At 65.4% G+C, this 19,654-nt stretch carries 21 protein-coding genes and 1 tRNA gene; 4 read left to right on the forward strand and 18 right to left on the reverse strand.

Annotation, left to right across the window (positions count from 1 at the left end):
- Positions 1 to 3 precede the first annotated feature (3 nt).
- The 9 genes from ACG02S_RS05990 to rpsO all read right to left on the reverse strand — a co-directional run bounded on the left by ACG02S_RS05990 (position 4) and on the right by rpsO (position 6,693).
- A complete protein-coding gene (locus ACG02S_RS05990) occupies positions 4 to 600 on the reverse strand; it encodes an NADH-quinone oxidoreductase subunit C (RefSeq protein WP_394469533.1) in 597 nt (198 codons plus the stop codon).
- A gap of 8 nt (positions 601 to 608) precedes the next feature.
- Positions 609 to 1,085, reverse strand: coding sequence for a NuoB/complex I 20 kDa subunit family protein (locus ACG02S_RS05995; protein ID WP_046113908.1), 477 nt, complete (start codon positions 1,083 to 1,085; stop codon positions 609 to 611).
- 30 nt (positions 1,086 to 1,115) lie between these two features.
- A complete protein-coding gene (locus ACG02S_RS06000) occupies positions 1,116 to 1,475 on the reverse strand; it encodes an NADH-quinone oxidoreductase subunit A (protein WP_394469534.1) in 360 nt (119 codons plus the stop codon).
- A gap of 208 nt (positions 1,476 to 1,683) precedes the next feature.
- Positions 1,684 to 1,768: transfer RNA gene (locus ACG02S_RS06005), tRNA-Leu, on the reverse strand.
- 112 nt (positions 1,769 to 1,880) lie between these two features.
- Complete coding sequence (gene secG / locus ACG02S_RS06010; protein WP_394469535.1) at positions 1,881 to 2,264, reverse strand: preprotein translocase subunit SecG; 384 nt, start codon at positions 2,262 to 2,264, stop codon at positions 1,881 to 1,883.
- A gap of 56 nt (positions 2,265 to 2,320) precedes the next feature.
- A complete protein-coding gene (tpiA, locus tag ACG02S_RS06015; protein WP_394469536.1) occupies positions 2,321 to 3,064 on the reverse strand; it encodes a triose-phosphate isomerase in 744 nt (247 codons plus the stop codon).
- Between the two features lie 13 nt (positions 3,065 to 3,077).
- A complete protein-coding gene (locus ACG02S_RS06020; RefSeq protein WP_394469537.1) occupies positions 3,078 to 4,064 on the reverse strand; it encodes an NAD(P)H-quinone oxidoreductase in 987 nt (328 codons plus the stop codon).
- Between the two features lie 10 nt (positions 4,065 to 4,074).
- The gene (pnp, locus tag ACG02S_RS06025) at positions 4,075 to 6,219 is read right to left on the reverse strand and encodes a polyribonucleotide nucleotidyltransferase (RefSeq protein WP_394469538.1); all 2,145 of its coding nucleotides are present in this window, start codon (positions 6,217 to 6,219) and stop codon (positions 4,075 to 4,077) included.
- 207 nt (positions 6,220 to 6,426) lie between these two features.
- Positions 6,427 to 6,693 carry a 30S ribosomal protein S15 gene (gene rpsO, locus ACG02S_RS06030; RefSeq protein ID WP_394469539.1) on the reverse strand — a complete coding sequence of 89 codons (267 nt, stop codon included), beginning with the start codon at positions 6,691 to 6,693 and terminating at the stop codon, positions 6,427 to 6,429.
- Positions 6,694 to 7,074: 381 nt separating this feature from the next.
- Between rpsO and ACG02S_RS06035 the strand changes: the two genes are divergently transcribed.
- Positions 7,075 to 7,464, forward strand: coding sequence for an Hsp20/alpha crystallin family protein (locus tag ACG02S_RS06035; protein ID WP_394469540.1), 390 nt, complete (start codon positions 7,075 to 7,077; stop codon positions 7,462 to 7,464).
- Between the two features lie 24 nt (positions 7,465 to 7,488).
- Here the strand turns inward: ACG02S_RS06035 and tsaD are convergent, their stop codons facing one another.
- From tsaD to uvrB, 9 genes are all read right to left on the reverse strand, one after another.
- Positions 7,489 to 8,541, reverse strand: a complete 1,053-nt coding sequence (gene tsaD / locus ACG02S_RS06040) for a tRNA (adenosine(37)-N6)-threonylcarbamoyltransferase complex transferase subunit TsaD (RefSeq protein WP_394469541.1) — start codon at positions 8,539 to 8,541, stop codon at positions 7,489 to 7,491.
- Complete coding sequence (gene fdx, locus ACG02S_RS06045; protein ID WP_394469542.1) at positions 8,538 to 8,876, reverse strand: ISC system 2Fe-2S type ferredoxin; 339 nt, start codon at positions 8,874 to 8,876, stop codon at positions 8,538 to 8,540. Before fdx ends, tsaD begins: the two co-directional genes overlap by 4 nt.
- A 12-nt stretch (positions 8,877 to 8,888) precedes the next feature.
- Complete coding sequence (gene hscA, locus ACG02S_RS06050) at positions 8,889 to 10,733, reverse strand: Fe-S protein assembly chaperone HscA (protein ID WP_394469543.1); 1,845 nt, start codon at positions 10,731 to 10,733, stop codon at positions 8,889 to 8,891.
- Between the two features lie 27 nt (positions 10,734 to 10,760).
- Entirely contained in the window at positions 10,761 to 11,306 is a 546-nt protein-coding gene (hscB, locus tag ACG02S_RS06055) for a Fe-S protein assembly co-chaperone HscB (protein ID WP_394469544.1), read from the reverse strand.
- Between the two features lie 60 nt (positions 11,307 to 11,366).
- Positions 11,367 to 11,690, reverse strand: a complete 324-nt coding sequence (iscA, locus tag ACG02S_RS06060) for an iron-sulfur cluster assembly protein IscA (RefSeq protein WP_057299626.1) — start codon at positions 11,688 to 11,690, stop codon at positions 11,367 to 11,369.
- A 4-nt stretch (positions 11,691 to 11,694) separates the two neighbouring features.
- Positions 11,695 to 12,087 carry a Fe-S cluster assembly scaffold IscU gene (gene iscU, locus ACG02S_RS06065; RefSeq protein ID WP_394469546.1) on the reverse strand — a complete coding sequence of 131 codons (393 nt, stop codon included), beginning with the start codon at positions 12,085 to 12,087 and terminating at the stop codon, positions 11,695 to 11,697.
- 22 nt (positions 12,088 to 12,109) lie between these two features.
- Positions 12,110 to 13,330: an IscS subfamily cysteine desulfurase gene (locus tag ACG02S_RS06070; RefSeq protein ID WP_394469547.1), complete on the reverse strand. Its 1,221-nt coding sequence runs from the start codon at positions 13,328 to 13,330 to the stop codon at positions 12,110 to 12,112.
- Between the two features lie 33 nt (positions 13,331 to 13,363).
- Positions 13,364 to 13,897 carry a Fe-S cluster assembly transcriptional regulator IscR gene (iscR, locus tag ACG02S_RS06075; RefSeq protein WP_025563988.1) on the reverse strand — a complete coding sequence of 178 codons (534 nt, stop codon included), beginning with the start codon at positions 13,895 to 13,897 and terminating at the stop codon, positions 13,364 to 13,366.
- A 191-nt stretch (positions 13,898 to 14,088) separates the two neighbouring features.
- The gene (gene uvrB, locus ACG02S_RS06080) at positions 14,089 to 16,212 is read right to left on the reverse strand and encodes an excinuclease ABC subunit UvrB (RefSeq protein ID WP_394469548.1); all 2,124 of its coding nucleotides are present in this window, start codon (positions 16,210 to 16,212) and stop codon (positions 14,089 to 14,091) included.
- Between the two features lie 115 nt (positions 16,213 to 16,327).
- Here uvrB and ACG02S_RS06085 point away from each other — a divergent pair, with 115 nt between their 5' ends.
- The 3 genes from ACG02S_RS06085 (at position 16,328) to rsxB (ending at position 19,653) form a co-directional block, all read left to right on the forward strand.
- The gene (locus tag ACG02S_RS06085; protein ID WP_394469549.1) at positions 16,328 to 17,515 is read left to right on the forward strand and encodes an amino acid aminotransferase; all 1,188 of its coding nucleotides are present in this window, start codon (positions 16,328 to 16,330) and stop codon (positions 17,513 to 17,515) included.
- Between the two features lie 129 nt (positions 17,516 to 17,644).
- A complete protein-coding gene (locus tag ACG02S_RS06090) occupies positions 17,645 to 19,012 on the forward strand; it encodes a polyhydroxyalkanoate depolymerase (protein WP_394469550.1) in 1,368 nt (455 codons plus the stop codon).
- Positions 19,009 to 19,653, forward strand: coding sequence for an electron transport complex subunit RsxB (rsxB, locus tag ACG02S_RS06095; RefSeq protein ID WP_394469551.1), 645 nt, complete (start codon positions 19,009 to 19,011; stop codon positions 19,651 to 19,653). The genes ACG02S_RS06090 and rsxB overlap by 4 nt, the downstream gene beginning before the upstream one ends.
- The last annotated feature ends 1 nt before the right edge of the window (position 19,654 follow it).

Below are 19,654 nucleotides of genomic sequence, written 5' to 3' on the forward strand. Positions count from 1 at the left end.
GACTTACAGACCACCGTACTTGTCTTCACGAATGATGCGCGGCGTGATTTCACGCGGCTCAATCGTGACCGGTTGGTAGATGACGCGCTTTTGCTCGGCGTCGTAGCGCATCTCGACATGGCCCGACACCGGGAAGTCCTTGCGCATCGGGTGGCCGATGAAACCGTAGTCCGTCAGGATGCGGCGCAGATCATCGTGGCCTTCGAAGATGACGCCGTACATGTCGAACGCTTCGCGCTCGAACCAGTTGGCAGCGCTCCAGACCGGCATGACCGAGGCCACGCAAGGAAAGTCGTCGTCGGTGGCAAACACTTTCAGGCGCAGGCGCCAGTTGTGCGTCACCGACAGCAGATGGCTGACGACCGCATAGCGCAGCCCCTCATAGCCGCCATTGCCAAAGTCGCTGTAGTCGACGCCGCAGAGGTCGATCAGTTGCTCCAGCTTCACCTCGGGGTGATCGCGCAGTGTGGTCGCGACTTCAAGGTAGTCGGAAGCGCGCACGGTCAGCGTCAGCTCACCCAACGCATTTTTCAGCTCAACGACACGATCGCCGAGGATGGCACCAATCTGCTGGGCCAGGGTTTCGAGGTTTTGGCTCATCCTGTAGCTCAGCGGGCGATGGTGTTTTCGCGGCGGATCTTGGCCTGCAATTGCAGGATGCCGTACAGCAACGCCTCGGCAGTCGGCGGGCAGCCCGGCACGTAGACGTCGACCGGCACGATGCGGTCGCAGCCGCGCACAACGGAGTAGCTGTAGTGGTAATAGCCGCCGCCATTGGCGCAGCTGCCCATCGACAACACCCAGCGCGGCTCGGCCATCTGGTCGTAGACCTTGCGCAGCGCCGGCGCCATCTTGTTGCACAGCGTGCCGGCCACAATCATCAGATCGGACTGGCGCGGGCTCGGACGGAACAGCATGCCGAAGCGGTCGATGTCGTAACGGGCAGCGCCCGCATGCATCATCTCCACCGCGCAGCAGGCCAGGCCGAACGTCATCGGCCACAGCGAACCCGTCTTGGACCAGTTGATGAGCTTGTCGACCGACGTGGTGACGAAGCCCTCTTTCAGGACGCCTTCAATACCCATTTGGAATTCCCAGCTTGTGTCGGCGGACGCTTATTCCCAATCCAGGGCGCCCTTTTTCCATTCGTAGGCGTAGCCGACGACCAGAATGCCGAGGAAGATCATCATCGCCCAGAAGCCAGTCGGGCCAATTTCCCTGAGCGCCACGGCCCATGGAAACAGGAAGGCAATTTCCAGGTCGAAAAGAATGAACAGAATGGCGACGAGGTAGTAGCGCACGTCGAATTTCATGCGCGCGTCTTCAAAGGCCTCGAAGCCACATTCGTAAGGAGAATTCTTGGCCTCGCTCGGCCGATTCGGGCCCATCACGGCACCGAGCACCTGGGGTGCGATCCCGACCACTGCGCCGACCAAGATGAAGAGGATGACGGGCAGGTATTGATCGAGATTCATGAAGCTTTCCTGGGTCGACTACAACGACTTGGACAACGTGACCGCAGCATAGACCAGCAACGCAAACGGGCGCGCCACCAGCGGATCAACAGATACGCTCGCGGATCGCGCCCGCCTAACCTTGCCTGGATCACCCACTGCTGGGCGACCCCGACGACAGGCCGCTTTAACCGGTCCCGGCATTGATGCAGGAACCCGGTCCATGTTCTGGTGCCGTCGGCGAGACTCGAACTCGCACAGCTTTCGCCACTACCCCCTCAAGATAGCGTGTCTACCAATTTCACCACGACGGCAGGTACTCAAACTTGCCTGGCAACCTGGGAGGGTTTGCTTGCCAGACAGCCTCGCATTCTAAACCGGATTTAAGGGACATCCCGGCAAAGAGGCGAGGGTTTTAGTCGGACTTCAGTTCGCAGCGCCCGAGGCTGCGATCGAAGCCGGCACGGCCGGCGCCACGATGGCGCCAGGGATTGCCGCCGCGCCCGAAGCGGCCGGCGCGACGATGGGCGCGCGATCCAGCACGTTGTCGGTGCCGCTCGACGTCACCGGCCGACCGTTGGACAGGAACGCCAGGCCCAGCGTGCAGCCGAAGAACAGCGTGGCCGCAAAGGCCGTCGCGCGCGACAGGAAGTTGGCGCTGCCGGTAGCGCCGAACAGGCTGCCCGACGCCCCGCTGCCAAAGGAGGCGCCCATGTCGGCACCCTTGCCGTGCTGCACCAGCACCAGAACAATGATCGCAATGGCGGACAACAACTGAACCACCAGCACCAGATTCGCAAAGAACTGCATTCCAATCACTCCATCAAAACAGGGGCACCCAACCTGCCGGCGGGCGCCGATAAAACTCAGTGCGCCGCTGCGAGGCAGATGGCGGCAAAGTCGGCCGCTTTCAGCGATGCGCCACCGATCAGACCGCCGTCGATGTCCGGCTGGCCGAAGAGCTGGGTGGCGTTGTCGGCCTTGACACTGCCGCCGTAAACGATGCGCATGGCGGAGGCGCGATCCGTCGCCGCCTGCAGTTGCGCCCGCAGCACGGCATGCACGGCCTGCGCTTGCTCGGGCGTCGCGGTCAGGCCAGTGCCAATGGCCCAGACAGGCTCATACGCCACGACCATCTCGCCGCAGCAATGCCCCAACGTGTGGATGACAGCGGCCAGCTGACGCTTGACCACGGCCTCGGTCTGGCCGGCCTCGCGTTCGGCGAGGGTCTCCCCGACGCAGACGATGGGTGTCACGCCATGGGCCAGCGAAGCCTTGGCCTTGTCGGCGACGAGCTGGTCGCTTTCCGCGTGATACGCGCGGCGCTCCGAGTGGCCGACGATGGCGAAGCGGCAACCGATGTCCTGCAGCATGGCCGACGACACCTCGCCGGTGTAGGCACCTTGCTCGTGCGACGAGCAGTCTTGTGCACCGTAAGCGATGGTCGTGCCGGTCAGGGCGAGCGCCGTCTCCGCGATATAGGGGAACGGCACACAGACGGCAACGTCGGCGTTCCAGGGACCGGCTTCCTTGAGGCCTGCAAGCAACTGGGCGTTGGCAGCACGGCTGCCATGCATTTTCCAGTTGCCCACGACGAGTTTTCTTCTCATCTAAGTTCTTTCGTCACCAGGTCAGCACGATCTTGCCGACGTGCTGGTTAGATTCCATCAGCGCGTGCGCCTCGGCCGCTTTCGTAGCAGGCAGCTCGCGATAAACGACCGGCTTGATCTGGCCGGACTCGATCAACGGCCAGACCCTGTCCCGCAGCGAGCGGGCCAGGCCCGCCTTGAAGGCGGCCGAGCGCGGGCGCAGCGTCGAACCGGTGATGGTCAGACGCTTGCGCAGCACAAGGCCAGCATCGATCTCCGAATTCACGCCGCCTTGCACCGCGATCAGCGCGAGCCGACCGTCGTCCGCCAGCGCGTGCACGCCACGGCCGATGTAGTCGCCCGCCACCATGTCCAGGATCACGTCGACACCGCGACCGTCCGTCGCGGCTTTGGTAGCGGCCACGAAATCCTGCTCGCGGTAGTTGATCGCCACGTCGGCACCCAGCGCCTTGCAGGCCGCGGCCTTGTCCGCGTTGCCGACCGTCACCAGCACCCGGGCGCCCAGCGCCTTGGCGATCTGGATGGCCGTCACGCCGATGCCGCTGGAGCCGCCGTGGATCAGCAGCGTTTCGCCGGCTTGCAAGCCGGCGCGCTCGAACACATTGGCCCACACGGTGAAACAGGTTTCTGGCAGCGTAGCCGCCTGCGTCAGCGTCCAGCCCTTCGGGACGGGCAGGCATTGGCCGACCGGCGCCGTGCACAGCGCGGCATAGCCACCACCGTTGACCAGTGCGCAAACCTTGTCGCCCAGCCTGAAGCCATGCGCAGCCAGGGCGGCGGCATCACCTGCGACGATCTCGCCGGCAACCTCCAGCCCGGGCAGGTCACTCGCCCCGGCCGGTGGCGGGTAGGCGCCTTTGCGCTGCAACACGTCCGGGCGGTTGATGCCCGAAGCGGCAACGCGGATCAGGCACTCACCCGGGCCCGCGACTGGATCCGGCCGCTCGGCCAGCTCCAGCACTTCGGGCCCGCCGGGGCGGGTGATCGCGATGGCGCGCATGCTGCGCGGTTTACTCCGCAGCCGGGGCGTCAGCAGCCGGAGCTGCTTGAACCGGAGCCGCTTCGCGGTCGATCAGCGCCTTCATCGACAGCTTGATGCGACCCTTTTCGTCGGTCTCCAGCACCTTGACCTTGACCACTTGGCCTTCCTGCAGGAAGTCGGTCACCTTCTCGACCCGCTGGTGGGCGATCTGGCTGATGTGCAGCAGGCCGTCCTTGCCGGGCAGCAGGTTCACGAGGGCGCCGAAGTCCAGGATCTTGACGATCGGGCCTTCGTAGATTTTGCCCACTTCGACTTCGGCCGTGATCTCGGCGATGCGCTTCTTGGCCAGCTCGGCCTTGTCGGCGTCCGTCGAGGCGATGGTGATGGTGCCGTCTTCGCCGATATCGATGGTCGTGCCGGTTTCTTCGGTCAGCGCGCGGATGGTGGCGCCGCCCTTGCCGATGACGTCACGGATCTTCTCCGGGTTGATCTTCATCGTGTACAGCCGCGGGGCGAACTGCGACACCTCGGTGTTGGCCGTGCCCATGGCTTCGGTCATCTTGCCCAGGATGTGCAGGCGGGCTTCCTTGGCTTGCGCCAGCGCGACCTGCATGATTTCCTTGGTGATGCCCTGGATCTTGATGTCCATCTGCAAGGCGGTGATGCCCGTCGTCGTGCCGGCCACCTTGAAGTCCATGTCGCCCAGGTGATCTTCGTCACCCAGGATGTCGGTCAGCACGGCGAAGCGGTTGGCGTCCTTGATCAGGCCCATGGCGATGCCGGCCACGTGGGCCTTCATCGGCACGCCGGCGTCCATCAGCGCCAAGCAGCCGCCGCAGACCGAAGCCATCGACGACGAGCCGTTGGACTCGGTGATTTCGGAGACGACGCGCAGCGAGTACGGAAAGTCTTCCTTGCTCGGCAGCGCAGCGATCAGCGCGCGCTTGGCCAAGCGGCCGTGGCCAATTTCGCGGCGCTTCGGGCTGCCCACACGGCCCGTTTCGCCGGTAGCGAAGGGGGGCATGTTGTAGTGCATCATGAAGCGGTCTTCAAACTCACCATCCAGCGCGTCGATGCGCTGGGCGTCGCGGTCCGTGCCCAGCGTGGCAACCACGAGAGCCTGCGTCTCACCCCGGGTGAACAGCGCCGAGCCGTGGGTGCGCGGCAGGATGCCGTTGCTGATCTCGATGGGGCGAACGGTGCGGGTGTCGCGACCGTCGATGCGCGGCTCGCCGGCCAGGATCTGGCTGCGCACGATGCGGGCTTCGATCTCGAACAGCAGGCCTTCGACTTCCACCTTGTCGAACGCGACGCCTTCATCCTTCAGCGACGCGAAGACGCTGGAGGTCACGGCGCGGCAGGCTTGCGTGCGGGCTTGCTTGGAGCGGATCTGGTAGGCCTCGCGCAGCGGGCCCTCGGCCAGGCCGTTGACCTTGGCGATGAAGGCCTCGTCCTTGGCGGGCGCGGTCCAGTTCCAGGCCGGCTTGCCGGCTTCCTTGACCAGCTCATTGATCGCGGCGATGGCGACATTGCCTTGCTCGTGGCCGTAGACGATCGCGGCCAGCATGACTTCTTCGGACAGGCCAGACGCTTCGGACTCGACCATCAGCACGGCAGCTTGCGTGCCGGCGACGACCAGGTCCATCTGACTGTTGGCCAGCTCGGACTTGCTGGGGTTTAGCAGGTATTCGCCGTTGACGTAGCCCACGCGGGCGGCGCCGATGGGGCCGCTGAACGGGATGCCGGAAATGGCCAGCGCGGCGGACGAGCCGATCAGCGCAGCGATGTCGGCCTGCACTTCAGGGTTCAGGCTGACGACGTGAACGACGACCTGGACTTCGTTGAAGAAGCCTTCCGGGAAAAGCGGGCGGATCGGGCGGTCGATCAGGCGGCTGGTCAGCGTCTCATGCTCGCTCGGGCGGCCTTCACGCTTGAAGAAGCTGCCGGGGATCTTGCCGGCGGCGTAGGTCTTCTCGAGGTAGTCGACGGTCAGCGGGAAGAAGTCCTGGCCGGCCTTGGCTTCGGTCTTGGCGACCACGGTGGCAAGCACGACCGTGCCTTCGATGTTGACGAGAACGGCGCCGCTGGACTGGCGGGCGATCTCACCCGTTTCCAGCACGACGTTGTGGCGGCCCCATTGGAAGGACTTCGTGACCTTGTTGAAAATGGACATGCTCATCTCCTGGTTGTGGTGGACGCGCTCATGGCGTCCGGGGAACCGGGAACGAGACTGGGTTTGGTCCAGATGCCATTCCAGGACGGCTCAGCAAACCGTCCTGGAATGATCCGACACCACGTCAGCTCGGTTCCGGCAGATCAATGGACAAAGAGCCTGTACTGGGCTTGAGGACCAGACAGGCTCCGTGTGGATTCGGGCGAGTTACTTGCGCAGGCCCAGCTTACCGATCAGCGCGACATAACGGCTGGAGTCCACGCGCTTCAGGTAGGCCAGCAGGCTCTTGCGCGTGTTGACCATCTTCAGCAGACCGCGACGACCGTGGTGGTCCTTGGCGTGGGTCTTGAAGTGGGGGGTCAGGTCGTTGATGCGGGCGGTCAGCAGAGCGACCTGGACTTCGGGGCTACCCGTGTCGTTGGCGCTGCGTGCGTTGGCCTTGACGATCTCGGCCTTCTTTTCGGCGATGGACATTTGTTTTCCAAAAGGTTTCGGACGTCCGGCCGGGCGAGACGCACTACAAAAGCGCTGCCGCAGACGGTTTCCGGGGTTGACTTGCGGTCACGGGGGAAACCGCCCCGAGCCGTGCTCTGTGTTCAACGCACCTCGCGGCGCGCAAAACCTTCGGATTCTAGCCCAAAGCAGCAGGAGGCCCAACCGGCGGCGCACCCGATCGGCGCACATGTGGCCGATGGCAGGCGGTTTCAAGGGCGCCAAACCGCCTGTCCTGCGAATGCGTGACTTGTCCAGCGCAGGCCGAAAACGGCCCTTGAAGCGCGTGTGGGCCGCCCTATCTCTGGTTCATCGGGTGCTGCTCCCGACCGGTTCAGCAGCGCAAACCAACGGAGTCGATCCATGTTCTACCTGACCCATCCCCGCCAAGTCGCCCGTGCCCTGCGGCAGTTCGATGCCGAGGCCGTTCGCACGCCGGCGCTCGATATCAGTGAGGACGACAGGGCCTACAGCGTGACCGTCGACATGCCTGGTGTCGCCAAGGAGGCCGTGAAGGTCCGCGTCGAAGGCCGCCGCGTGCACATCGAGACCGCCACCGCTGAAGCCGCTGCGCCGACGGATGGTTCCCGCGTGCTGTACCGCGAACGCCGCGCCGCCAGCTATGCGCGCAGCTTTTCGCTGCCGGTCGAGATCGATCAATCTCAGTCGCAAGCCCGCTTCGACAACGGCGTGCTAACGCTGAGCCTGGTCAAGCGCGTCGCCGAGAACGGCGGCCAGCTGATCATCCTCTGAGCCGGAGAGAGCTGGCGCGGAGCGTCAGCTGCCAAGTTCCCAGCGGGGGCGCACCTCGAAGCCGCCGCCCCGCTGGGGCTGGACCATGCCGCGTTGCACCCGCAGCGCGGCGGCCATTGCGATCATGGCGCCATTGTCGGTACACAGCAACAGCTCCGGGTAGTGCACACGAATGCCACGCTTGGCGCAGGCCGAGTTCAGCTGCTCGCGCAGCCTGGCGTTCGCGCCCACGCCGCCGGCGACGACAAGGCGCTTCAGCCCCGTCTCCGTCAGCGCCAGCAGCGACTTCTTCACCAGCACGTCGACGATCGCAGCCTGCGTCGACGCAGCCAGGTCGGCTTTGGTCTGATCGCACGGCCCGGACCCACCATCCGGGCCGATCTTCTTCACCTGCGTCAGCACCGCCGTCTTCAGACCGGCGAAGCTGAAATCCGGCTTGCCGCTATGCAAAAGCGGACGCGGCAGCGCGTAAGCCTCCGGATTACCGAACTCGGCCATGCGCGCCAAGTGCGGACCGCCCGGATAAGGCAGGCCCAGCAGCTTGGCGCTTTTGTCGAAGGCTTCGCCGGCCGCGTCATCGATGGTTTCACCGAGCATCTCGTAGCTGCCGACAGCGTCCACGCGCATCAGCTGCGTATGCCCGCCGCTGACCAACAGCGCAACGAAAGGAAATTCCGGCGGATCGGCCGACAGGAAGGGCGACAACAGATGCCCCTCCAAGTGATGGATGGGCAGCGCCGGCACGTCCAACGCTGCGGCCAGCGAAACCGCCACGCCGGCGCCGACGAGCAGTGCGCCCGCAAGACCCGGCCCTTGCGTGTAAGCGATCATGTCCACGTCCTGCAGCGCCAGGCCCGACTGCGACAGCACTTCGCGCGTCAACGGCAGCACGCGGCGCACGTGGTCGCGCGACGCCAGCTCGGGCACCACGCCGCCATACGCCTGATGCATCGAGATCTGGCTGTGCAGCGCCTGCGCCACCAGCCGGGGCGGCGCATCGCCCGCCACCTCGACAAGCGCGACCCCGGTCTCGTCGCACGACGACTCAAACCCCAGGATGCGCTGGACGGCAGTCACTTGCCTTCCTTGGCGTGATTGATCGAGTACTTGGGAATCTCGACCGTCACGTCCTGCTGGCGCAGCAGCGCCTGGCAGGACAGGCGCGAATCGGGCTCCAACCCCCAGGCGCGGTCCAGCATGTCCTCTTCGTCCTCTTCCATCTCGGAGAGCGAGCGACCGCCTTCGCGCACGATGACGTGGCAGGTCGTGCAGGCGCAGACCTGGTCGCAGGCGTGCTCGATGTGGATGTCGTTGGCCAGCAGCACCTCGCAGATCGACGTGCCGGGTGCGCCGGTCAGCGTGGCGCCGTCGGGGCAGTACTCGGCGTGCGGGAGGATCTTGATGACGGGCATGTTGTTGTTCTTTCAGAGAGCCGAGACGTTGCGGCCGGTCAGCGCGCGGGCGATGGAACGGTTCATGCGCTCGGCGGCAAAACCCTCGGTGGCTTCGGCCAGCGCCTTGACCGCAGCGTCGATGGCGTCGGCATCGTCGTCCATCGCGGCCAGCGCCACCAGGCGTGCTTCAAGCGACATGCGCTCGTCCGCAGGCAGCAGGTCACCATCGGCAGACAGCGCGCTTCGCGTGGCGAGCACCATGCGTTCGGCTTCGACCTTGGCTTCACGCAGCTTGCGGGCAACCATGTCGCCCTCGGCGCTGTTGAACCCGTCCCTGAGCATGTTGGCGATCTCGTCGTCGCCGAGACCGTAACTGGGCTTAACGGTGATGGCGGCCTGCACGCCCGAGGTCAGTTCTTCGGCCGACACGCTGAGCAACCCGTCCGCATCGACCTGGAAGCTGACTCGGATGCGCGCCGCGCCGGCCGCCATCGGCGGTATGCCGCGCAGCTCAAATCGGGCGAGCGAGCGGCATTCGCTGACCAGCTCGCGCTCGCCCTGTACGACATGGACGGCGAGCGCCGTCTGGCCATCCTTGAAGGTCGTGAAGTCCTGGGCCTTGGCGACGGGGATGGTGGAGTTGCGCTCGATAACGCGCTCAACCAGCCCGCCCATGGTCTCCAGACCCAGCGACAGCGGGATCACGTCCAGCAGCAGGATCTCGCCATCGGCCGCATTGCCGGCCAGTTGATTGGCCTGGATGGCCGCACCCAGTGCGACGACCTCGTCGGGGTTCAGGTTAGTCAGCACCTCGCTGCCAAACAGCTCGCTGACAGCGCGGCGCACGATGGGCATGCGCGTGGAGCCGCCCACCATGACGGCACCAGCCACCTCGGCAGGCTTGACCTTGCCATCACGCAACACGCGCTTCACGGCGGACAGCGTCCTGGCAATCAGCGGCTGCACCAGCGCTTCGAACTGGGCGCGGGTGATCGTTGCACGCAGTTCGCCGCCGTCCAGCGCGGCGACCAGCTCGGTGACGTCGGCATCCGACAACGCTTCCTTGGCGGCACGCGCGGCAACGAGCATGGCGCGCTTGTCGTGCGCGGTCTCGACAACGCGACCGGCCTGTGCCCAATGGGCCAGTGCGCGGTCGAAGTCATCGCCACCCAGCGCGGCATCGCCGCCGGTCGCGACAACCTCGAACACGCCGCGCGTCAGGCGCAGCAGCGAGATGTCGAAGGTGCCGCCGCCCAGGTCGTAGACCGCGTAGAGGCCCTCGCTGGCGTTGTCCAGCCCATAGGCGATGGCCGCAGCCGTGGGCTCGTTGATGAGGCGCAGCACCTTGAGGCCGGCCAGTTCGGCGGCGTCCTTGGTGGCCTGGCGCTGGGCGTCGTCGAAGTAGGCCGGCACCGTGATAACGGCACCGAACAAGTCGTCGGCAAAGCTGTCTTCGGCGCGGAAGCGCAGCGTCGCCAGAATCTCGGCCGACACCTCGACCGGACTCTTCACACCGTCGCGCGTCGCGATGGCCAGCATGCCGGGGCGGTCTTCGAACTGGTACGGCAGATGCTCTCGATCAGCCACATCGGCCAGACCGCGGCCCATGAAGCGCTTGACCGAGACGACGGTGTTCTCGGGGTCCTCGGCCTGGGCAGCCAGCGCCTCAGCGCCGATCTGGCGGCGGCCTTCGGGCAGGTAGCGCACGGCAGAGGGCAGGATCACGCGGCCTTGCTCGTCGGGCAGGCATTCCGCAACGCCGTGGCGCACCGCGGCAACGAGGGAGTGCGTCGTGCCCAGGTCGATGCCGACGGCGATGCGGCGCTGGTGCGGGTCAGGCGACGCGCCAGGTTCGGAGATTTGAAGCAGGGCCATCTTTTGGTCAGTTGAGGACAGAGCTACTCACTTCGTTCGGGCGGTCTGTCCCGCGAGGTCTTCTAGCTTTGCAAGGCACTGGTCGATATCGGCTCGGAAACGCTGGATGAACATGAGCGCCCTCACCTGCGCGGCTGCCGCCGGCGCATCGTTGTTGTCGTCGAGCAGGCGTTGAGCCTGGGCAAGCGCGGCGGCCTCGGCCTGCGCCGCATCGTTGTCGAGTGCTTCGAGTGCCGACTCGCTGCGGGACTCATCGAGCGCCTCGCGCCATTCCATCTGCTGCATCAGGAACGCGGCGGGCATCTGCGTGTTGGTTTCAGCTCCAACCGGCGCACCGCGCAGCTCGCACAGGTACGCAGCGCGCTTGAGCGGATCCTTCAGGCGCTGGTAGCCCTCGTTCACCCGCATCGCCCACTGCATCGCCACGCGCTGGGCCGCGGCGCCTTCCGCCGCGAAGCGGTCGGGATGGACCTCGGCTTGCAGCGCCTTCCAGCGCGCGTCGATGGCGGCCCGGTCCTGGGCCTGCGTTTCAGGCAGGCCGAAGAGCTGGAAGTCGTTGTCGGTCAGGCGCATGGCAAGGTGAAAAAGCAAAAAGCGCGGCCGGTGCCGCGCTCAGCAAGAACTCAGGGTCGATCAGACACGGAAGGACTCGCCGCAACCGCACTTGTCTTTCTCACGCGGGTTGCGGAACTTGAAACCTTCATTCAGGCCTTCGCGCACGAAGTCCAGCTCGGTGCCGTCGAGGTAAGGCAGGCTCTTGGGGTCGATGAGAATCTTGACCTCATGACCTTCGAACACCACGTCCTCGGGCGCCACGTCGTCAGCGTATTCGAGCTTGTAGGCCAGGCCCGAGCACCCGGTCGTCTTCACGCCCAGGCGCACACCCACGCCCTTGCCTCGCTTGGCGATGTAGCGCTTGACGTGGCGAGCCGCAGCTTCTGTCAGCGTGACGGACATGGGCTCAGGCCGTGGTTGCGTGCTTGGCGCGGTAGTCGTCCACCGCAGCCTTGATGGCGTCTTCGGCCAGGATGGAGCAGTGGATCTTGACCGGTGGCAGCGCCAGCTCTTCCGCGATCTGCGTGTTCTTGATCGTCAGCGCCTCGTCCAGGCTCTTGCCCTTGACCCATTCGGTCACGAGGGAGCTGGACGCGATGGCCGAGCCACAGCCGTAGGTCTTGAACTTGGCGTCCTCGATGAGGCCGGTCGCCGGGTTCACCTTGATCTGCAGCTTCATCACGTCGCCGCAGGCCGGCGCGCCGACCATGCCGGTGCCGACGTCGTCATCGCCGTTGTCGAACTTGCCGACGTTACGGGGGTTTTCGTAGTGGTCGACGACCTTGTCGCTGTATGCCATGAGAGTTCTCCTTGCTAGGGGCTCAGTGAGCCGCCCACTTGATCGTGCTGAGGTCCACGCCGTCCTTGAACATGTCCCACAGCGGGGACAGTTCGCGCAGCTTGGCAACGCGGTCGGTCAGCACTTGAATCGCGTAGTCGATTTCTTCTTCGGTCGTGAAGCGGCCGATGGTCATGCGCAGCGAGCTGTGCGCCAGCTCGTCGCTGCGGCCCAGCGCGCGCAGCACGTAGCTGGGCTCCAGGCTGGCGGACGTGCACGCCGAACCCGACGACACCGCCAGGCCCTTGACGCCCATGATCAGCGACTCGCCCTCGACATAGTTGAACGAAATGTTCAGGTTGTGCGGCACGCGGCGTTCGAGGTCACCATTGATGAAGGTCTGCTCAATGCCGGACAAGCCCTTGACGAGGCGGTTGTGCAGCGCACGGATGCGTTCGTTCTCGGTGCCCATCTCCTCGCGGGCGATGCGGAAGGCCTCACCCATGCCGACGATCTGGTGGGTGGGCAAGGTGCCTGAGCGCATGCCACGCTCGTGGCCGCCACCGTGCATCTGGGCCTCCAACCGCACACGCGGCTTGCGGCGCACGTACAGCGCGCCCATGCCCTTGGGACCGTAGGTCTTGTGCGCGGACATGCTCATCAGGTCGATTGGCAGCTTCGCCAGGTCGATGACGACCTTGCCAGTGGCCTGCGCGGCATCCACATGGAAGATGACACCGCGTTCACGGCACAGATTACCCAGCGCCACGACGTCCTGAACGACGCCAATCTCGTTGTTCACGAACATGACCGAAGCCAGGATGGTGTCAGGGCGCAATGCAGCCTTGAAAGCCTCCAGATCGAGCAATCCATCGTCCTGAACGTCCAGATAGGTCACGTCGAACCCCTGCCGCTCCAGTTCACGCATGCTGTCCAGCGTGGCCTTGTGCTCCGTCTTGACCGTGATCAGGTGCTTGCCGCGCGTCTTGTAGAACTGCGCCGCTCCCTTGAGTGCCAGATTGATGGATTCGGTGGCGCCGGATGTCCAGACGATCTCGCGCGGATCAGCGCCGATCAGCTCGGCGACCTGCACGCGCGCCTTCTCGACGGCCTCTTCCGCTTCCCAGCCCCAAGCGTGGCTGCGCGACGCCGGATTGCCGAAATGCTCGCGCAACCAGGGAATCATCGCGTCCACCACGCGCGGGTCGCACGGCGTCGTGGCGCCGTAGTCGAGGTAGATCGGGAAGTGCGGGGTCATGTCCATAACGACTTCTTCTTCGAGTTCTTCAGAAACGATTTACTTACTGAATGCGCCACCCAGCGCGAACACCGAGTTCGGCGCCGTCACACGGATGGGCTTGAGCACCGGCTGGGAAGATATGGCGCGCTTGACGGGCGCGGCTTCAACTTCGAAGCCCTTGGCGAGTTGCTCGTCGGCCAGCTTGCGCAGCGAGACCGAATCGAGGTACTCGATCATTTTCGCGTTCAGGTTGGTCCACAACTCATGGGTGATACAACGGCCGCTGTCCTCGCCCATGCAGTTTTCCTTGCCGCCGCAGCCGGTGGCGTCCAGCGCCTCATCCACGGCGACGATGATGTCGGCCACGGTGATGTCCTCGGCCTTGCGGCCCAGCGAATAACCGCCGCCGGGGCCACGGGTGCTCTCCACCAGCTCATGGCGGCGCAACTTGCCGAACAGCTGCTCCAGGTAGGACAGCGAAATCTGCTGGCGCTGGCTGATGGCTGCCAGCGCGACCGGCCCTGTGTTCTCGCGCAGCGCCAAGTCCAACATCGCGGTGACTGCAAACCGGCCTTTGGTGGTGAGACGCATACAAAACTCCTTGGCGAGGGTGCCCGGACCGGAAAAGTCCAAGACGTTCGATATCGGGTTAACCCGGGACGGCCTGGACAATAGCCGAGCGAATCATTTCCGATGATTTTACTCGACTACTCAACCATGCCCCGGGGTGCCTGCCTATCCCCCAGGTTTTGGTGGGCCTTTTTTGCTGCGCCGCAGCAGCTTCAGCGTGCTGCCTTGCGAGCGCTCTCCAGCGGCACGATGTTGTCGTGCACTCGGGCACCAAAGGCCTGCTCGCGCAGCTGAGCCAATTGGTCGCGCAGGCGGGCCGCCTTCTCGAACTCCAGATTGCGGGCATGCTCCAGCATTTGCTTTTCGAGCTGCGCGATGCGCTTGGCCAGGTCCTTCTCGGATAGTTCCTCGACCTTGGCCGCCGCCAGCAGTTTGGCCTCGTCGCGCCCGGCCTCTTCGGAGTAGACGCCGTCGATGAGGTCCTTGATGCGCTTTTGCACGCTGCGCGGCGTGATGCCGTGCTCCTCGTTGAAGGCCATCTGCTTGGCACGGCGGCGCTCGGTCTCGCCTATGGCCTTGCGCATGGATTCGGTGATGCGGTCGGCGTACAGGATCGCCTTGCCGTTCAGGTTGCGCGCGGCGCGGCCGATGGTCTGGATCAGGCTGCGCTCGGCGCGCAGGAAGCCTTCCTTGTCGGCGTCCAGAATGGCCACGAGCGACACCTCGGGAATGTCCAACCCCTCGCGCAGCAGGTTGATGCCCACCAGCACATCGAACGCACCCAGCCGGAGATCGCGCAGGATTTCGACGCGCTCCACCGTGTCCACGTCTGAGTGCAGGTAGCGCACTTTGACGCCGTTGTCGCTGAGGTAGTCAGTCAGCTGCTCGGCCATGCGCTTGGTCAGCGTGGTGATCAGCACACGCTCGTTCACCTCGACCCGCAGGCGGATCTCCTGCAGCACGTCGTCCACCTGGTGCGTGGCGGGGCGCACTTCGACAAGCGGGTCCACCAGCCCGGTCGGCCGAACGACCTGCTCGACCACCTGGCCGGCGTTGTCCTGCTCGTACTGCGCCGGCGTGGCCGACACGAAGATGGCCTGGCGCATCTTGCGTTCGAACTCAGCGAACTTCAGCGGCCGGTTGTCCAGCGCGGACGGCAGCCGGAAGCCGTACTCCACCAGCGTGGTCTTGCGCGCCCGGTCGCCGTTGTACATGCCGCCGAACTGGCCGATCAGCACGTGGCTCTCGTCCAGGAACATCAGCGCGTCCTTGGGCAGGTAGTCCACCAGCGTCGGCGGGGGATCACCGGGCTGCGCGCCCGACAGATGGCGCGTGTAGTTCTCGATGCCTTTGCAGTGGCCCACCTCCTGCAGCATCTCCAGGTCAAACCGGGTGCGCTGCTCGACGCGCTGCGCCTCCACCAGCTTGCCGTCCTTGACGAACTCCGCCACGCGGTCGCGCAGCTCCTGCTTGATGGCGTCCGTCGCCGCCAGCACGCGCTCGCGTGGCGTCACGTAGTGGCTGCTGGGGTACACGGTGAAGCGCGGGATCTTCTGCCGCACCTGGCCGGTCAGCGGGTCGAACAGCGACAGCGCCTCGATCTCGTCGTCGAACAGCTCGATGCGGATAGCCAGCTCCGAGTGCTCGGCAGGGAACACATCGATGGTGTCGCCGCGCACACGGAAGTGGCCGCGACTGAACTCCATCTCGTTGCGCGTGTACTGCATGCGGATCAGGTGCGCGATGACGTCGCGCTGGCCCAGCTTGTCGCCCACGCGCAGCGTCATCACCATCTGGTGATAGTCCGCCGGCGAGCCGATGCCGTAGATGGCCGACACGGAGGCCACGATGACCACGTCGCGCCGCTCCAGCAGGCTCTTGGTACACGACAACCGCATCTGCTCGATGTGCTCGTTGATCGCGCTGTCCTTCTCGATAAACAGGTCGCGCTGAGGCACGTAGGCCTCGGGCTGGTAGTAGTCGTAGTAGCTGACGAAGTACTCGACCGCATTCTTCGGGAAGAAATCCTTGAACTCGCTGTACAGCTGCGCCGCCAGCGTCTTGTTGGGCGCAAAGATGATGGCCGGGCGCCCCATGCGGGCGATGACGTTCGCCATCGTGAAGGTCTTGCCCGAGCCGGTCACGCCCAGCAGCGTCTGGTAGCTGAGGCCGTCGTTGATGCCTTCGCAGAGCTGGGCGATGGCGGTGGGTTGATCCCCCGCGGGCGGGAACGGCTGGAAGAGCTGGAACGGCGAGCCTTCGAAGCTGACGAATTCGCCCTTGCGTTCCTCGGTGTCGCTTTCCGAGCCGGGCATGGCGTTCAAGGCTTCTTGCATGGGGAATTCCCTGGGTTCACGGGCAAAATTGCTGCGCTGCGAAACCGAACAGGTTAGCGCAGACCCTGTTTTCTCAAGCCCCTCCTCCTGCCAACGTCCTTTCAGGAATCCCGTCATGTCCCTGTTCGCCGAAGTCGCCCTTGCCCCTCGTGACCCTATCCTCGGCCTGAACGAGCAGTTCAACGCCGACACCCGCCCGGGCAAGGTCAACCTCGGTGTCGGCGTCTATTACGACGAAGCCGGCAAGCTGCCGCTGCTGAAGTGCGTGCGCGAAGCAGAAGCCGCCATCGCCGCGGCTCCCAAGCCGCGCGGCTACCTGCCCATCGACGGCATCGCCGCGTATGACAAGGCGGTGCAGAAGCTGGTGTTTGGCAGCGAGCTGAAGAACGTCGCCACCGTGCAGGCCATCGGCGGCACGGGCGCGCTGAAGATTGGCGCTGACTTCCTGAAGCAGCTCAACCCCGCCTCCAAGGTGCTGATCTCCGACCCGAGCTGGGAGAACCACCGCGCGCTGTTCACCCAGGCCGGCTTCACGGTCGAAACCTACCCCTACTACGACGCCGCGAACAAGGGCATCAACTTCGCCGGCATGCTTGCCGCGCTGAATGCCGCGCCCGCTGGCACCGTCGTCGTGCTGCACGCCTGCTGCCACAACCCGACGGGCTACGACATCAGCGCTGCCCAGTGGGCCGAGGTGGTCGCGGTCGTCAAGGCCAGGGGCCTGACGCCCTTCCTGGATATGGCCTACCAGGGCTTCGGCTTCGGGCTGAAGGAAGACGGCGAAGCCGTGCGCCAGTTCATGGCCGCTGGCGTCGGCTTCTTCGTGTCGACCAGCTTCTCAAAGAGCTTCTCGCTGTACGGTGAACGCGTCGGTGCGCTGAGCGTGGTCTGCACCAGCGACGAGGAAGCCGTGCGTGTGCTGTCGCAGCTGAAGATCATGATCCGCACCAACTATTCCAACCCGCCCACGCATGGTGCGCAGGTCGTTGCCGCCGTGCTATCCGACGACCGACTGCGCGCGCTGTGGGAGGAAGAACTGGCGGGCATGCGCGTACGCATCAAGGCGATGCGCGGTGCGCTGGTGAGCGCGTTGAAGGCCGCAGGTGTCACGCAAGACCTGGGCTTCGTCACCGAACAGCTGGGCATGTTCAGCTATTCCGGCTTGACCGCCGCCCAGATGCAGCGCCTGCGCAGCGAGTTCGGCGTCTACGGGGTGGACTCCGGCCGCATCTGCGTGGCCGCGCTGAACGAGGGGAACCTGCCCGTCGTTGCCGCTGGCATGGCCGCCGTCATCAAGGGCTGACCAGCCGCTGACCGCACCACCCAAGTGCGCAGGATTGGCGGTTTGACCGCCAATCCATGCTGCAGCGCACAAATTTGCAAGCGTTTTCTGGCACTATCCGGTCATTCCTGATCCTCGCCAAGGGCGGCCATGCTGTATCAATTCTTCGAAACCCAGCGCGCGCTGATGAGCCCGTTCTCCGAATTCGCCGCCGCCTCGGCCAAGCTCTACAGCCACCCGCTGTCGCCGTTCGCGCACACGCCCATGGCGCAGCGCCTGTCGGCCGGGCTGGACCTGATGCACCGTTTGGCCAAGGACTACGAGAAGCCCGAGTTCGACATCAAGTCCGTCGAAGTGGATGGCACCGATGTCGCCGTGCAGGAGTTGGTGGCGCTGGAGAAGCCCTTCTGCCGCCTGCTGCGCTTCAAGCGCTACACCGACGAACTGACTGTACTGGCCAAGATGAAGGACCAGCCCACCGTGCTCGTCGTGGCGCCGCTGTCGGGACACCACAGCACCCTGCTGCGCGAGACCGTCAAGCAACTGCTGAAAGACCACAAGGTCTACATCACCGACTGGACCGACGCTCGCATGGTGCCGCTGGAGGTGGGGCCCTTCCACCTGGACGACTACATCCGCTATGTGCAGGAGTTCATCCGCCACGTCGGCGGCGCGGACTGCCATGTCATCTCCGTCTGCCAGCCCACCGTGCCCGTGCTGGCTGCCATCTCACTGATGGCCAGCGCCGGCGAGGAGACCCCGCGCAGCATGACCATGATGGGTGGCCCCATCGACGCCCGCAAGAGCCCCACGGCCGTCAACAACCTGGCGATGAACCGCAGCTACAGCTGGTTCGAGAACAACGTCATCTACCGTGTGCCCACCAACTTCCCCGGCGCCGGCCGCGAGGTTTACCCGGGCTTCCTGCAGCACACCGGCTTCGTCGCGATGAACCCGGACCGCCACCTGACGTCGCACTACGACTACTTCCTGGACCTGGTGCGCGGCGACGACGATGGCGCGGAAGCGCACCGCCGCTTCTACGACGAGTACAACGCCGTGCTGGACATGCCGGCTGAGTACTACCTGGACACCATCAAGACTGTGTTTCAGGACTTCGCGCTCGTCAACGGCACCTGGGAAGTGGGCGGTCAGCAGGTGCGCCCGCAAGACATCAGCACCACGGCGCTGCTGACCGTGGAAGGCGAGCTGGACGACATATCCGGCGCCGGCCAGACGCGCGCCGCGCATGAGCTGTGCGCCGGAGTGCCCAGGCAGCACCAGTTCCACTACGACGTCATCGGCGCGGGCCATTACGGCATCTTCTCGGGCCGCCGCTGGCGCGAGCACGCCTACCCGCAGGTGCGCGACTTCATCGCCAGGTACGAAGCCGCGCCGCTGAAGCCGACGGTCAAGACCGTCGCCGTGAAGGCCAAGCCGGCCAAGGCCGCGCCCGCACGCAAAGCTGCGGCCAAGCGCGCACCGGCCGCCAACCGGCCCGCAAAGAAAGCGGCGTGAGCCTCGCCGCGCTGATCGACGCCGCGCTCCCGCAGACCCAATGCACCCGCTGCGGCTACCCGGACTGCCGCGGCTACGCCGACGCCGTCGCCGCGGGTGACGCCGACATCAACCAGTGCCCGCCCGGCGGCGCCGAGGGCGTGGCCCGGCTGGCCGCCCTCACCGGCCGACCGGCGCTGCCGCTGAACCCCGCCAACGGCATCGAGGCCACGCGCGGCGTGGCCGTCATCGACGAAGCCTGGTGCATCGGCTGCACGCTGTGCATCAAGGCCTGTCCGGCGGACTGCATCGTCGGCGCGCCCAAAGCCATGCATGTCGTCGTCACCGCGCAATGCACCGGCTGCGAGCTCTGCGTGCCGGCCTGTCCGGTGGACTGCATCTCCATGCCCGAAGTGACGAGCACGACCGGCTGGGCCGCGTGGAGCCAGCCGCAGGCCGACGAAGCCCGCGAGCGCTACGCCTTCAAGCAGTTCCGCCGCCACCGCGAGGCCGTGGAGAACGACGCCCGCCTGGCCGCTAAGGCCCAGGCCAAGCTGGCCGACCTGGCAGGGGCGTCGGCGATCACCGACCCGGCCCAGCTTTCCGCCAAGCGCGCTGCCGTCGAGGCCGCGCTGGCCCGGGCGCGCGCCAAACGGACCTGAC

The sequence above is a fragment of the Pelomonas dachongensis genome, from assembly GCF_043555865.1.
GTDB lineage: Bacteria > Pseudomonadota > Gammaproteobacteria > Burkholderiales > Burkholderiaceae_C > Pelomonas > Pelomonas dachongensis.

Coding starts and splice junctions, on each gene's coding strand:
- ACG02S_RS05995 (WP_046113908.1), bottom strand. CDS start 1,085: ATGGGTATTGAAGGCGTCCTGAAAGAGGGCTTCGTCACCACGTCGGTC.
- ACG02S_RS06035 (WP_394469540.1), top strand. CDS start 7,075: ATGTTCTACCTGACCCATCCCCGCCAAGTCGCCCGTGCCCTGCGGCAG.
- secG (WP_394469535.1), bottom strand. CDS start 2,264: ATGCAGTTCTTTGCGAATCTGGTGCTGGTGGTTCAGTTGTTGTCCGCC.
- fdx (WP_394469542.1), bottom strand. CDS start 8,876: ATGCCCGTCATCAAGATCCTCCCGCACGCCGAGTACTGCCCCGACGGC.
- uvrB (WP_394469548.1), bottom strand. CDS start 16,212: ATGCAAGAAGCCTTGAACGCCATGCCCGGCTCGGAAAGCGACACCGAG.
- hscB (WP_394469544.1), bottom strand. CDS start 11,306: ATGCGCCTGACCGACAACGACTTCCAGCTCTTCGGCCTGCCTGAAACG.
- iscA (WP_057299626.1), bottom strand. CDS start 11,690: ATGTCCGTCACGCTGACAGAAGCTGCGGCTCGCCACGTCAAGCGCTAC.
- ACG02S_RS06090 (WP_394469550.1), top strand. CDS start 17,645: ATGCTGTATCAATTCTTCGAAACCCAGCGCGCGCTGATGAGCCCGTTC.
- ACG02S_RS05990 (WP_394469533.1), bottom strand. CDS start 600: ATGAGCCAAAACCTCGAAACCCTGGCCCAGCAGATTGGTGCCATCCTC.
- ACG02S_RS06085 (WP_394469549.1), top strand. CDS start 16,328: ATGTCCCTGTTCGCCGAAGTCGCCCTTGCCCCTCGTGACCCTATCCTC.
- iscU (WP_394469546.1), bottom strand. CDS start 12,087: ATGGCATACAGCGACAAGGTCGTCGACCACTACGAAAACCCCCGTAAC.
- hscA (WP_394469543.1), bottom strand. CDS start 10,733: ATGGCCCTGCTTCAAATCTCCGAACCTGGCGCGTCGCCTGACCCGCAC.
- pnp (WP_394469538.1), bottom strand. CDS start 6,219: ATGTCCATTTTCAACAAGGTCACGAAGTCCTTCCAATGGGGCCGCCAC.
- ACG02S_RS06000 (WP_394469534.1), bottom strand. CDS start 1,475: ATGAATCTCGATCAATACCTGCCCGTCATCCTCTTCATCTTGGTCGGC.
- ACG02S_RS06020 (WP_394469537.1), bottom strand. CDS start 4,064: ATGCGCGCCATCGCGATCACCCGCCCCGGCGGGCCCGAAGTGCTGGAG.
- rpsO (WP_394469539.1), bottom strand. CDS start 6,693: ATGTCCATCGCCGAAAAGAAGGCCGAGATCGTCAAGGCCAACGCACGC.
- ACG02S_RS06070 (WP_394469547.1), bottom strand. CDS start 13,330: ATGGACATGACCCCGCACTTCCCGATCTACCTCGACTACGGCGCCACG.
- tpiA (WP_394469536.1), bottom strand. CDS start 3,064: ATGAGAAGAAAACTCGTCGTGGGCAACTGGAAAATGCATGGCAGCCGT.
- iscR (WP_025563988.1), bottom strand. CDS start 13,897: ATGCGTCTCACCACCAAAGGCCGGTTTGCAGTCACCGCGATGTTGGAC.